The sequence below is a fragment of the Deltaproteobacteria bacterium genome (genome assembly GCA_016874775.1).
Lineage (GTDB): Bacteria > Desulfobacterota > Binatia > Bin18 > Bin18 > VGTJ01.
In genome coordinates this window covers 1-11594 of the sequence record VGTJ01000185.1, presented here as the reverse complement: position 1 = coordinate 11594, position 11594 = coordinate 1, and the positions used below count along the sequence as shown (strand labels likewise).

The following is an 11594-nucleotide window of genomic DNA, read 5'->3' as shown; positions in this document are numbered from 1 at the left end:
AAGCATGCTCCTAAGATCATCGCGTGTTCCCTTCTCTCTCCCTGAACTTGAGTTTCTCCCCACGACACGCGCCTATCTCAGCAGAACCCGCGAAATCATGAAAGATTCAGACCTTTACAGGGATGGCCATAGCGGCCGGCTTTGAAGATGACTGGAGCAACACCGAGGTTGTCTGCAATCGTCTGGCGCAGAACGGTCATCTTCTCTGCTACCAATTCCTTGGGGAGATTCCCGATGTAGGAGTTCCTGGCATTCACAGTTTCGACATGGGGTGGACTTACCCAGGGATGAAGGTGAACGCCGATCTGGCACCGGTTCGACTTGGTGATGTCCACCAACGGACCAAAACCTTGAGCCTGCGATGCGATCGGATAATCAATGACATAGATGGGGCGAATGCCGTACTCGTCAAAGATCCGCTGAGCGACATCAACACTGGCCATCGCACTGACCGCAGTGTTGTTGCGGTCAACCTGACGACTCCAGTCATACTCCTCTTCGGTGTCGATAACGACCATGAGAATCGGGGCAAAGTCGGCAGGGAGTTCTATCCGTCGTTGCGGGAATTGATAATATTCGTCTGCCATGAACTGCTCGGAGCTGAGTGATCATGCGTGACTTCTGGGTCCGCCTATCCCATTCATTTCATTGTGCTTGAAGAAGCCACACCGTTGGTGATTGGATGACGGTACCATGTTCGTGCCGTGAAAGCCAGCGAAATCTGTCCCTCCACACGTCCAGCTGATTGGCGACACATCATACTCAGCGTCGCTCTTCGTCGCGTTCGGCCTTAGCCGTATTACTCTGACGCATCACTCCTACCTTCGAATGGCTGGGCTTTCGACCGGCAACCCCCGTGCACGCCAGGCCATGTACAATTCCAGGTTCACATACTCATCGGAACCAAGCGCAAAGGGTTTAGCTCGTATAGCGGTGTTACACCAAGCAAACATGCGGTGAGATGACCCCAGAGTCTGCCACAATTGTCGGTAAATGGGGAAGCCGTTGGTTTGTCCCTGGCTGATAATCTCCCCGCGCAGTCGCTTGCCACTGTTGTGGTCGTGGCAATGGCCACACGCGAGATTGAGTTGCCCGCGACGCCGCGCGAACGAGGTCCGTCCTGCAGCAAAGAACCGTCGCGCCGGGCCATCAACGGCTACCTGCATTGGCAGGTGGCGGGACTGAAAGCTAATGAAGGTCGCGAGCGCCAGCAAGGGCTCCGATTCGTACTCGAAGGCTGGCGCCTGTATCCGTGTGACCCGGCACCAATTGATCTGCTGCTCTAGGTTGACGAGCTTCCGTCGTTGCTTGCTATAGCGTGGGTAACGTGGCCGTACTCCTTTCATGCTCGTGGCTGCATTCGCGTGACATGTCGCGCACGCGACACCAGTCGTACCGTCAGCCGTATTCCACAGTTCTCGCCCGCGCTCGACCCATAGCATCCCTGGGTTGGCAAATTCGTCGTCTTGGAGCTGTTGGCTTTCCGGCGACAAGTACGTGAAACCAGAGCGTGGCGGGTTGCCGCGGGGTGATGTCTGAGAAGCTGTTGTCGGTGATGATAATGGAGACGGCACCTCGGCCGGGGTCTCTGTCATGGTCACCAGATACGCGAGAATATCTTCCACCTCCTGCTGCGTAAGGATCGTCTGGTTGACATAACGCCCGTCAACACGGTGCAAGTCGTGCGTGCGATGATATGATGGCATGACCGACATGGGAGCAAACGCTTGGGAATCGACGATCCGTAATCGTAGTGTGGCGAGAGATACGCGATTCGCTACACCGTCGAGTGGTGGTCCGACCGTGCCCTGCATGTGGCGGTCTCCACGCGGGGTCATGTGACATACCAGACAATTCCCACGCTCTTGATCTTCAAGAACGGCTTTGCCACGCTTTGCGTCACCCGGTGTGCTGCTGAGGGGCTGCGGGATCGCATGATCGACAATGTGGTACCGCTGTTGGCCTGATTTGCTTGAGCGCTTGTCGTTCGCCTCTACGGACACAGAGGTCAACAGTACGAGTAGAGCGACAAACGACCGCAAGCACTGTTGGTGATGGCGATCCATACGCGGAATTCGTAGCACTCTCTACCCTGGGCACTGACGCTCAAGAAAACGTGTCTGCGGTGATGTTGGTGTACCAGGAGTGTGCATAGTCAGCCTCGCGCGCACGTACTTCCGCCGGTGCGTCGAGTGGACTCGTGCCGTCACTGCCGGTAATCGTTACCAGCGCATCGTTCTCGACACGATAAGCGCCAGTGATAGAGATCCCGTAGTTGGGGGCGACAAGGCTGTAACAGGTGTTCATAAGCACGGGCTCGGGGACTGGCTCCGCACGTAAAAGAGACACAATGGCGGCGGCGCAGGCTTTTGCCTCCACATTGGCGCCGAACGCTGACTTCGGTATGGGGTTGGTGATGGCGGCATCACCGATTATGTGAACATCGCGATGGACCGCCGACTCAAAGGTGGAGGCACGCACACGACACCAGCCTTTCCCCTCGTCAAGGCCGACCTGCCGGGCGATCGTCGCGGCTCGCTGTGGTGGTATGATGTTCGCCACGGCCGGTTTGTATTCGTCAAAATCCGTGCGCACGATGCCTTTCTGTATATCGATCCGTTGCAAACGCCCACCTTGAGACCCGGCAATCCATTCGAGTGTTCCACTATAGAGTTCTTTCCACGCCGCAATGAACAGCTCTTTCTTGGTAAAGTTGTCTTTGGCGTCGAGTATGAGGACTTTTGCGCGAGGCTTATGCTGCTTCACGTAGTGCGCAATCAGACTCGCGCGCTCGTATGGGCCCGGTGGGCAGCGGTAGGGATTCTCCGGGACCGTGATAACCACAAGTCCGCCATTCGGCATCATTTCAAGTTGACGGCGTAGCAGTTCCGTTTGGGGCCCGGCTTCCCAGGCATGAGGAAAGATCGTGCTCGCCCCTACGGTATATCCGTCCACGGCTCCCCACTGGAGTTCAATACCAGGTGCGAGCACGGCGCGATCATAGCTGAGGGTCTTGCCATCACTGAGTGTGATGTGATGTTTGACCGGGTCTAATGCGGTCGCTGTGGCGTACACGACGCGAATACCGTAACGACGACGCAACGTGTCATATGTGTGCGTGACCGAGGTGAGCGGTTGCAAGCCCGCAATCACAGCGTTACTGAATGGACACGAAATAAATTGCTTCTGCGGCGCGATGAGAATGACGTTGAGGGAAGCGTCGCCCAGGCGCAAATACTTCGCGCATGTCGCGCCGCCAAAGCCACCCCCAACCACGACCACTCTCGCTTTCGCCTGAGCCTGACTGCGACTGCTCAGAAGACTCGGGGCAAGCGCGCCCGTCGCGAGCTGCAGAAACGACCGACGTGTTATCATTTGCGCCTCGGCAGTGGCTTGAGCGCGGCGAAATATGCGGCGAGCGCGTCGATCTCGCTCTCTGATACGCCTTGCAGCAAGCGAGGCATCACCGTTCCATTGCGTCTGCCATCGCGAAATGCTCGCAATAGTTCGCCCAAGTCGTCTTGGTTGCGTCCGACCACAGACGGAATAGCCCCTGTGCCGCGGCCCTCGGGGCCATGACACACAGTGCAGACGTGAGCGATAGCCATCGTGCGTCGGAGCGTGGCATCGGTCCCGTAGGCAAGCGCCGTCTGTCCTATGACGATGATGAGGGCGAGCCCCAATGATCGCATCGATAGCTCCTGGAGCCAGCCGTAACTGTTTTTCATGAGCGTGGCAGAACCATGACACTAGCGCGTTCGGTACCAGTCTGTCCGCCGTCGTCAGTCCATGAGACCTCTAGTTCGCCCGATGCTACGGCTGTGGTAAAGAATGATACATAGGGATTGGCTGCGACTCCTGGAAACAACTCGGCGCGGAAGACTTCGACTCCGTTGTAGCGGCACGTGAGGAGATGAATGACATTCTGCGGGATCAATTGGCCGATGTCATTATGGCGAAGGCCAGTTTCCATCGGATGGCGGATGAGCACTCGTACCTCAAACACTTCCCCTTGCGAGAGCGACGCTGGTACTTGGATGCGAGCGTTAGCCACGACCTAACCCTTGTCTGGCGTCCTATGTACGTGGGGTGGGATCGTTACGCTGCTGTTCCTGTTTTTCATCTGTACACGCCGCGGCGGTTACGACCACCCCTGTGGACCCGAGCCACGCCGATGCATCACTCATGATCGCTAGCGCGAAAACCTCCTGGGTCCCGGCAAGGCGAATGCGCGTGTTCACTTCGGCTCGACCGGACTGCGGACCGAGATGAAATCGCGCAATGACCGGCCGTGGGTTCCGCGCTGAAAAAATGTGAATGCTGCGCACGTAACTCTCTGCGGTCATGGGACTATCAACCTGCAGCTTGAGCGGCACCGAATTCCCACTCTCGGCAATCGCAGGCAAGGTCAACTTTACTTTTCCTCGGCTCGGTGTCACTCCTCCTGTAGCCTCAACGATAAGCGCCTGGATATGTTGAGGGATGTCTGCTGCCGCAATCTCCCGTGTGAGACCTGAAACAAAGAGTGGAGCGATTGCGGCCCCGAGCAGTTCTCGCCGTGACATGCCCTTGTGTGTCATCGTCCTGCTACCGATACGCCTCATGCCTTCCGCAAATCATGATGTTTCAATGGTAGCGAGCGAATCCGCTTGCCAGTCGCCGCGAAAATGGCATTACAAATCGCCGGTGCCAGCGGTGCGAGTGGCGGTTCACCAGCTCCGCCCCAAAAACCGCCAGTCGGCGCGAGCACCACTTCCACCTTTGGCATTTCAGCGATCCGCATCATCGGATAGTCATGAAAATTAGACTGCTCAACTCTTCCTTCTTTGATCGTGATCTCCCCGTATAAGATCGCCGTCAGGCCGTACACAACACACCCTTCTACCTGCGCGCGTACAGAATCAGGGTTCACCACGTACCCACTATCAAGGCCAATCACGAGCCGCTGTATCTTTAATTCTCCCTTGTCACTAACGGACACTTCAGCCACCGCTGCAGTATAGCTCCCGTACGCATCCTGGACGGCAATGCCTCGGTGCACGCCTGCAGGAAGTGCTTTCTCCCAATTCGCGGCTTTCGCCACGGCATCAAGGACCCCCAAATCTCTCGTCGCTTTGGCTAACAGCTTACGGCGAAACTGATATGGGTCCTGACCGGCAGTTACGGCGAGTTCGTCAATGAAACACTCGCGGAAGAAGGGATTATGGGTATGGGCCACTGCTCGCCACGGGCCAGGAGGTACGTGGGTATTGCGCATCGCGTATTCCATACGAATGTTGGGAAACGCGTACGGTGCATCCGAAAACGTTCGCACGCCGATGCTATCGATCCCGTTCTTGATCGCTTCCGGGCGCACGGCGTTGAAGATCGACTGGTCCGCCTGTCGGACATACCAAGCTGTAGGCTGATTCGTGGCATCAAGAGCAGCGCGCATCTTTACCAGCGCCACCGGTCGATAGTATCCGTGCTGTATGTCTTCCTCCCGCGACCAGATGAGCTTCACGGGTTTGCCGGGGACGGCTTTGGCGATCGTTGCCGCCTGACGAACGAAATCGAGTACCAGACCGCGACGACCAAAGCCACCACCGATATGGACCTTGTGGACTTCAACCTTGCTGACCGGAATCTCAGTGACTTCCGCCGTTAATGCTGCGGTTGCCTCACTATTCTGCGATGGTGCCCATACCTCCACTCGACCATCGAGGATGTACACCGTGCAATTCTGCGGTTCCATAGTGGCGTGTTCGAGATACGGGGCATAGTATTCTGCCTCCACGACTTTCGCCGCTGCGGTAAAGGCCTTATCGATATCACCTTCCTGCCGCGACACCGGCGCCTCTTTGGCAGTGATTCCGCCGCGCAAAAATTCCATAATGCTGGCGCTACTGACCTTTGCGTTGTCACCAAGGTTCCACTCGATCGGTAGCTCCTTCAGCGCCTGTTGCGCATGCCACCAACTGCCTTCAGCCACGACCGCGACGGCGTTGTCCATCGGTACAACTTTGACGATTCCCGGCTTGCTAGAAATCTTGTCCGCCGCTGCGCTCTTCAGCGTGCCACCGAACACAGGGCATTGGGCGATCGCCGCATAGACCAGACCAGGGAGTTGTGTATCAATGGCGAACGCTGTCTTGCCGGTGACCTTGTCTGGAATGTCGAACCGCGCCACCGGTTGGCCGATCAACTTCCATTCTCGTGAATCCTTGAGCGGAACATCCTGCGGGATATCGAGTTTGGCAGCATCACTGGCCACTGCACCAAATTTCACTGTTCGTTTACTGCTGCCGTGCGTAATGACACCACTCGCAGCGGTACATTCTGCTGGCGGCACGCCCCACTTCTGCGCTGCTGCAGTGATCAACATTGTTCGTGCGGCCGCGCCCGCCTTGCGCAGGTACTCATGGCTGTCACGAATCGATCGACTCCCTCCGGTTAACATGTCCTTATAAATGCGGTCGCGTCGCAAGTGCTCGGTCGTAGAGGCATACTCTGCACGGACTTGCTTCCAGTCACAGGCCAATTCTTCGGCAATGAGCATGGGTAGACCAGTGAAGCTTCCCTGCCCCATCTCGGTGCGGGCGACGCGAATGAGGATCGTGTCGTCGGGATTGACGAGCACCCACGCGGTCACTTCTGGGCCGAGCGCAGCCGCTGCTTTCTGCGCCTTTTTGGCCAGCACTGCTTTAGGGAAACACACCCCGACCATAAGCCCACCACTTACGGCGGCGCTGCGAACCAGAAAAGCACGACGAGATAACGAACGAGAGGAGACCATAGTTACTCCTTGTGACAATCTATCTTTTTATGTGACAACCCCCCCGCGATGTTCGCTCACATTGCTGTACAGAGCTTAGGCCTTGCCCGCTGCCGCATGAATCGCTTTGCGAATGCGTGCATAGGTGCCACAGCGACAGATGTTGGTTACTTCAGCGTCGATATCCGCGTCGCTTGGTTTCGGTTTCTTCTTAAGGAGTGCGGCCACAGCCATCACCATGCCGGGCTGGCAGTAGCCACATTGCGGTACTTGCTCAGCGACCCAAGCCTTTTGCACAGGGTGGGTGCCATTGGGTGAGAGGCCTTCGATGGTGACAATCTTCTTGCCGACTGCAGCCGAGGTAGGGAGGACACATGCACGTACTGCTTCACCATCGAGATGTACTGTACACGCACCGCACAGTGTCATACCACAGCCGTATTTCGCGCCGGTCAGACCTAGAACATCGCGCAGTACCCACAACAATGGCATGTCTGGGTTGACATCGACAGACCGCGTTTTGCCGTTCACCACGAGTTCGATCATGAGTTCCCCCTCTTTCCCTACGATATTGACCGCTGCAGTACTCTTCCTTAACCCAGAATAGACCCCCAATCAAGAACAGGTGCTATCGCTACAGCCCTTGTACTGCTGGCATCACCTCGTGCGCAAAACGACGCATGCTAGCGAGGACCTGTTTATGTGGGACCAGGCCACCGGGATTGAACCAGCTGATCAACTGATTCATGCCACAGAGTCGATGAGCGTCCGTGATTTTACGAATGCATGCCTCGGGTGATCCATAGATGCCCATTGTGCGGTCAATATCATCCCACTGGACAGTATCAAACCGTTGTCGCACCTCACGAAGATACGCATATGACGTACTTTGGTCCCGTTGTCCCAGCTTGGCTTGGTGACTCACGGTTTGAAAATAATGCATCGTACTGTCCTCAACTGCCGTGCGCGCGTGTTCTGCACTGTCTGTGACGAATAACTTGAATGCGACTGCTACGTCCTGTTGGAGATGCTGATGGCCTGCCGCGTTGAACGCTTCCCTATATATAGCGATATGGTTCGGCAGCTCTGGGAACGGATGGATGGTGGCGGCAACCAGGACTGGATACCCACGGGTGCCAGCGAACACCGCCGTCTCTGGGCTGTTGGCGGCGATGCGGAGCGCAGGATGAGGTTTCTGCAATGGCTTCGGTACCACTGACGTTTCCGGGATCTCAAAATATTTGCCAGAGAATTGACAACTCTTTTGCGTCCAGGCGTTCAGGATGATCGTCAGAGCTTCCTCAAATCGTTCACGGCTCTCGTCGCGAGACACGTTGAACCCTTGGAAATGTAATGCAATCGTCCCACGGCCAATGCCGAACTCTAGACGACCGTTGGTCAGAATGTCGACGGTGGCGGCGTCCTCGGCAGCGCGCAAGGGGTGATGTAACGACAGGAGTGTTACCCCAGTCCCAAGGCGTATACGCTTGGTGTGCTGCGCAATAGCTGTGGCCATGAGTAACGGCGCGGGCATGATAGAAAACGGGCGATTGAAGTGCAATTCAGCCAGCCACGCAACGTCGAATCCGAGTTCGTCCGCATAGGCGATCTGTTCGATCGTTTCGTGATAGCGTGTCACTTCGTTTTGGCTTGGTCCACATGGCAATTGGTAGAACAGGCCAAATTTCATAAGTTTCCTCCTTCATGGAACAGGCGCAGCCTTCGCAGGCCAGGAGGAGCATGCCTTCCTGCCTGGTGTTTCGATAGTCCTCTTCTCACGTGAGCGAGTCAACGACTGTCGTTGCCTAAAGCGGAGTCGCGTGCACCCTACCCTATTCGGCTCAACCTGGATAGCGACAAGGAAACCAGTGTGGTAAAGCCCGACGTTGTGCTGGGTCTTTCAGTTGGACGGACAAGGAGCGCGTGTCCTACGGTTACGAAACTACAAGTGATAGGAGGTTCTTATGGTTCAAGTGACAGAGCTGGGGTACATGGGCATTGGGGTAAAAGACGTTGAAGCCTGGCAACAGTTCGCCACTACCATTGTCGGTCTTGAGCTCTGCGACGAGGGTGAAGGTGACCGCTGTTATTTGCGCATGGACTACTGGCATCATCGTTTTGTCCTGCATGCCAACGGCAGTGATGACCTCGAATATCTTGGCTTTCGCGTCGCTGGCGGTGAAGAATTCGCCGAAATGCAGCACCAACTGACCGAAGCCGGTATCACGTTTCGGATGGGTTCACCAGAAGAGGCGGCTGAACGCCGTGTCTTAGAGGTGTTAAAGCTCAGTGATCCGAGTGGAAACCCGATTGAAATCTTTCATGGTCCGGAGGTGCAGTTCAGCAAGCCATTCCACCCGGGCCGGCGTATGCACGGACGCTTCAAGACCGGTACCGGAGGCCTTGGTCACTGCATCGTCAGACAAGAGGATCCCAGAGCGGCATATCGTTTCTACCGTGCACTGGGGATGCGTGGTGGGGTCGAATACAAAATCAACGTGGGTCCGCACGTGGTGACACCGACCTTCATGCACTGCAACGATCGCGACCATACCGTGGCGTTTGGCATCGGTCCATCAAAGCGCCGCCTCAATCATGTGATGCTAGAAGTGGATAACCTGGACGACGTCGGCCTGGCCGAGGAACTGGTGCGACAACAAAAGATTGCCGTCAACATTCGGACAGGCAAGCATTCCAACGACCATATGTACTCTTTCTATTTTCGCAATCCGTCCGGCTGGATGATTGAGTACGGTTGGGGTGGGCGACCTGCGACCCATCAATCTGAGTACTATGTACGTGATGTGTACGGCCACGAACCTGAAGAGGGGGGATTCGGAGGGTAAGTTGTGAGCGGTGGTCAGCTGCAGAGCTCCGTCTCGTGGCCACCGCTTTTTCACTGTAGCTGTATTTTGTGGGACTCTTGTCCGAAGAACCTCCCTCGTGGCACGACTTACAAAATATATCGACTATACTCAAAATCATGGTTTTCAATCTTTTTGCAGCTTGGCAGGCTTTTCAACTGGGAGAAACTTCTTCGTAATGGGGAGGAAAGTTTTGGAGAAAACTCTTTTGTGACTATAGTCTAAATATGGTAAATACTATGGCTTGCTTTTTCCCGCTAAACCTCTACAGAGTCTAATGGTCAGTCACGCTGACTCTTGGGAGTAAGCAGAGGCGGCATGCTCGCGAGAGCGGAATGCCAGGGGCCGGAAGGCGCCGCTTCTAGGTGAAGATCCTGGATGACGCCTGCGCAGGCAGGGCGAACACGACCCCTCACATTCAGTGTGACTGAATACTAGCAGTAGACACAGCAAAGGAGGGATATATGTCACAGACAATTGAGCAACGCCTTGCCGCATTGGAAGCAGAAGTTCAACAACTGAAAGATACCGAAGCCATCCGTACACTGCGCTTTCGTTATCACGAATGCGTGAATGAAACTAAACTTGATGAGATTCCAGGTTTGTTCACGGAAGATGGAGTGCTCGATTTTGGCTATCTCGGCAAGGCGCAGGGCAGAGTGGAACTGAAGAAGTTCTTTGATGCGCTGCCGAAGCTGTTATCGTTTGTGAAACAGTTTGTGCATAATCATGACATTGACCTGCAAGGATCCACTGGTCATGGCTTGAGCTATCTTGAGGCGCGTACTGTTTCTAAGGGTGAAAGCTATATGGTTGCTGCCCGCTATGATGACGAGTATGTCAAAGTCAATGGACAGTGGAAATTCAAGAAGATGGCGCTGACCCCGTATTTCACCGTGCCGCTACGCGAAGGCTGGGCACAAGAAGATCGACTGAAAATGGGACGCTGAGGCGTATGCAACTCTCGCTCATAGATGCCCGTGTATCTCCGATAGATCGCACCTGGCTCACCAACGTCTATCCACTTTACCTGCACGATCTGTCGGAGTTTGACGATGGGCTCTACCATTTGAACGAGCAGGGACTCTGGGAACCAGATTTTCTTCCCTACTGGCTCGGTGCCGGAACACATTGGCCCTTGTTGCTTGTCGCCGAATCCCAGCGGGTCGGTTTCGCCTTGATCATGCAGGCACCGAGCGCGTTCATGCAATCAGGTAGAGAGTATCTGCTCGGCGAATTCTTCGTGCTGCGAAATTTGCGGCGGACCGGTATCGGACGAACCGCGGTGGAGATAGTCTTCGCGCGGTTTCCCGGATTGTGGGAATTGAGTGTATTGCAACGCAATACCGGCGCCCTAGCCTTCTGGCGACGTCTCCTCTCATCGTGCAGCAAAGAACCCTATAGCGAACAACCCGTGAACACCACCGTCAGTTTCTCTTTCTGCACCTAAGCAGGTCAGTTGGTCACTTGGTTGCGGTTACGGTCTCTTCGCCAAAGACCAACCGCCCAGCAGCCTCTTGTGCCTGCACGCGGGCTTCGACTTCAGGTGACAGTACAACTTTCCGTTCCTCAGGAAGTTTGTCGCGATACAGATGGGGGCGCAAAAACCCTTCATCTGGCCTGCGTACAGTGGCTTGGGTCTTCATCGGAATGGGAAACCACACCCGCCGCATGAAGTCAGGATTGAAATACACTTCCTGATCTTTGTCAGTCCATTGCTGTCTTCGGTGGCCATCGTGGACAGAAAACGACAGGAAGTCGAGCTCGATATTCCACCACACTGTCACCAAGTTGTGATAGCCACGCTCTTTGAGTTCGTGATTGTACAGAGCAGCGATGCGATCTTCGACAGGACTTACGCTTGAGGACCACAAGTATCATTTTAGGGATATGATTACCAAGAAGCAGTACGTCGAATATTTGGTGAGCACGCCGAAGAATTGCACCTGTACGTATCTGGCCGAGCATTTGGAAGA

General features: G+C 55.3%; 13 protein-coding genes. 3 read left to right on the top strand and 10 right to left on the bottom strand.

All coding sequences use genetic code 11. The features are described from left to right. Window positions 1-95: 95 nt before the first annotated feature. The 9 genes from FJ147_23770 to FJ147_23730 all read right to left on the bottom strand — a co-directional run bounded on the left by FJ147_23770 (window position 96) and on the right by FJ147_23730 (window position 8444). Entirely contained in the window at window positions 96-587 is a 492-nt protein-coding gene (locus tag FJ147_23770; protein ID MBM4258909.1) for a hypothetical protein, read from the bottom strand. A 231-nt stretch (window positions 588-818) separates the two neighbouring features. Then, window positions 819-2066 (bottom strand): sulfur oxidation c-type cytochrome SoxA, encoded by a 1248-nt coding sequence (gene soxA, locus FJ147_23765; GenBank protein MBM4258908.1) that lies wholly within the window; start codon window positions 2064-2066, stop codon window positions 819-821. Window positions 2067-2106: 40 nt separating this feature from the next. After that, the gene (locus FJ147_23760) at window positions 2107-3375 is read right to left on the bottom strand and encodes a cytochrome C (GenBank protein ID MBM4258907.1); all 1269 of its coding nucleotides are present in this window, start codon (window positions 3373-3375) and stop codon (window positions 2107-2109) included. Next, window positions 3372-3728: a sulfide dehydrogenase gene (locus FJ147_23755; protein MBM4258906.1), complete on the bottom strand. Its 357-nt coding sequence runs from the start codon at window positions 3726-3728 to the stop codon at window positions 3372-3374. The genes FJ147_23760 and FJ147_23755 overlap by 4 nt, the downstream gene beginning before the upstream one ends. Then, window positions 3725-3973 carry a thiosulfate oxidation carrier complex protein SoxZ gene (locus FJ147_23750; GenBank protein MBM4258905.1) on the bottom strand — a complete coding sequence of 83 codons (249 nt, stop codon included), beginning with the start codon at window positions 3971-3973 and terminating at the stop codon, window positions 3725-3727. Before FJ147_23750 ends, FJ147_23755 begins: the two co-directional genes overlap by 4 nt. 103 nt (window positions 3974-4076) lie before the next feature. Further along, window positions 4077-4580 carry a sulfur oxidation protein SoxY gene (locus FJ147_23745; GenBank protein ID MBM4258904.1) on the bottom strand — a complete coding sequence of 168 codons (504 nt, stop codon included), beginning with the start codon at window positions 4578-4580 and terminating at the stop codon, window positions 4077-4079. A 20-nt stretch (window positions 4581-4600) separates the two neighbouring features. After that, window positions 4601-6775 (bottom strand): xanthine dehydrogenase family protein molybdopterin-binding subunit, encoded by a 2175-nt coding sequence (locus FJ147_23740; protein MBM4258903.1) that lies wholly within the window; start codon window positions 6773-6775, stop codon window positions 4601-4603. A 75-nt stretch (window positions 6776-6850) separates the two neighbouring features. Next, the gene (locus FJ147_23735) at window positions 6851-7300 is read right to left on the bottom strand and encodes a (2Fe-2S)-binding protein (GenBank protein ID MBM4258902.1); all 450 of its coding nucleotides are present in this window, start codon (window positions 7298-7300) and stop codon (window positions 6851-6853) included. 88 nt (window positions 7301-7388) lie between these two features. Continuing rightward, complete coding sequence (locus FJ147_23730) at window positions 7389-8444, bottom strand: LLM class flavin-dependent oxidoreductase (protein MBM4258901.1); 1056 nt, start codon at window positions 8442-8444, stop codon at window positions 7389-7391. Between the two features lie 274 nt (window positions 8445-8718). Here FJ147_23730 and FJ147_23725 point away from each other — a divergent pair, with 274 nt between their 5' ends. From FJ147_23725 to FJ147_23715, 3 genes are all read left to right on the top strand, one after another. Then, window positions 8719-9600, top strand: coding sequence for a 2,3-dihydroxybiphenyl 1,2-dioxygenase (locus tag FJ147_23725; protein MBM4258900.1), 882 nt, complete (start codon window positions 8719-8721; stop codon window positions 9598-9600). 482 nt (window positions 9601-10082) lie between these two features. Next, window positions 10083-10568, top strand: coding sequence for a nuclear transport factor 2 family protein (locus FJ147_23720; GenBank protein ID MBM4258899.1), 486 nt, complete (start codon window positions 10083-10085; stop codon window positions 10566-10568). Window positions 10569-10573: 5 nt separating this feature from the next. Further along, window positions 10574-11068 (top strand): GNAT family N-acetyltransferase, encoded by a 495-nt coding sequence (locus FJ147_23715; protein MBM4258898.1) that lies wholly within the window; start codon window positions 10574-10576, stop codon window positions 11066-11068. 13 nt (window positions 11069-11081) lie between these two features. On the opposite strand, the gene FJ147_23710 is transcribed toward FJ147_23715, so the two are convergent. After that, window positions 11082-11492, bottom strand: coding sequence for a hypothetical protein (locus tag FJ147_23710; protein MBM4258897.1), 411 nt, complete (start codon window positions 11490-11492; stop codon window positions 11082-11084). Window positions 11493-11594: the final 102 nt, after the last annotated feature.

Coding starts and splice junctions, on each gene's coding strand:
- FJ147_23770 (MBM4258909.1), bottom strand. CDS start 587: ATGGCAGACGAATATTATCAATTCCCGCAACGACGGATAGAACTCCCT.
- soxA (MBM4258908.1), bottom strand. CDS start 2,066: ATGGATCGCCATCACCAACAGTGCTTGCGGTCGTTTGTCGCTCTACTC.
- FJ147_23760 (MBM4258907.1), bottom strand. CDS start 3,375: ATGATAACACGTCGGTCGTTTCTGCAGCTCGCGACGGGCGCGCTTGCC.
- FJ147_23755 (MBM4258906.1), bottom strand. CDS start 3,728: ATGAAAAACAGTTACGGCTGGCTCCAGGAGCTATCGATGCGATCATTG.
- FJ147_23750 (MBM4258905.1), bottom strand. CDS start 3,973: ATGGAAACTGGCCTTCGCCATAATGACATCGGCCAATTGATCCCGCAG.
- FJ147_23745 (MBM4258904.1), bottom strand. CDS start 4,580: ATGACACACAAGGGCATGTCACGGCGAGAACTGCTCGGGGCCGCAATC.
- FJ147_23740 (MBM4258903.1), bottom strand. CDS start 6,775: ATGGTCTCCTCTCGTTCGTTATCTCGTCGTGCTTTTCTGGTTCGCAGC.
- FJ147_23735 (MBM4258902.1), bottom strand. CDS start 7,300: ATGATCGAACTCGTGGTGAACGGCAAAACGCGGTCTGTCGATGTCAAC.
- FJ147_23730 (MBM4258901.1), bottom strand. CDS start 8,444: ATGAAATTTGGCCTGTTCTACCAATTGCCATGTGGACCAAGCCAAAAC.
- FJ147_23725 (MBM4258900.1), top strand. CDS start 8,719: ATGGTTCAAGTGACAGAGCTGGGGTACATGGGCATTGGGGTAAAAGAC.
- FJ147_23720 (MBM4258899.1), top strand. CDS start 10,083: ATGTCACAGACAATTGAGCAACGCCTTGCCGCATTGGAAGCAGAAGTT.
- FJ147_23715 (MBM4258898.1), top strand. CDS start 10,574: ATGCAACTCTCGCTCATAGATGCCCGTGTATCTCCGATAGATCGCACC.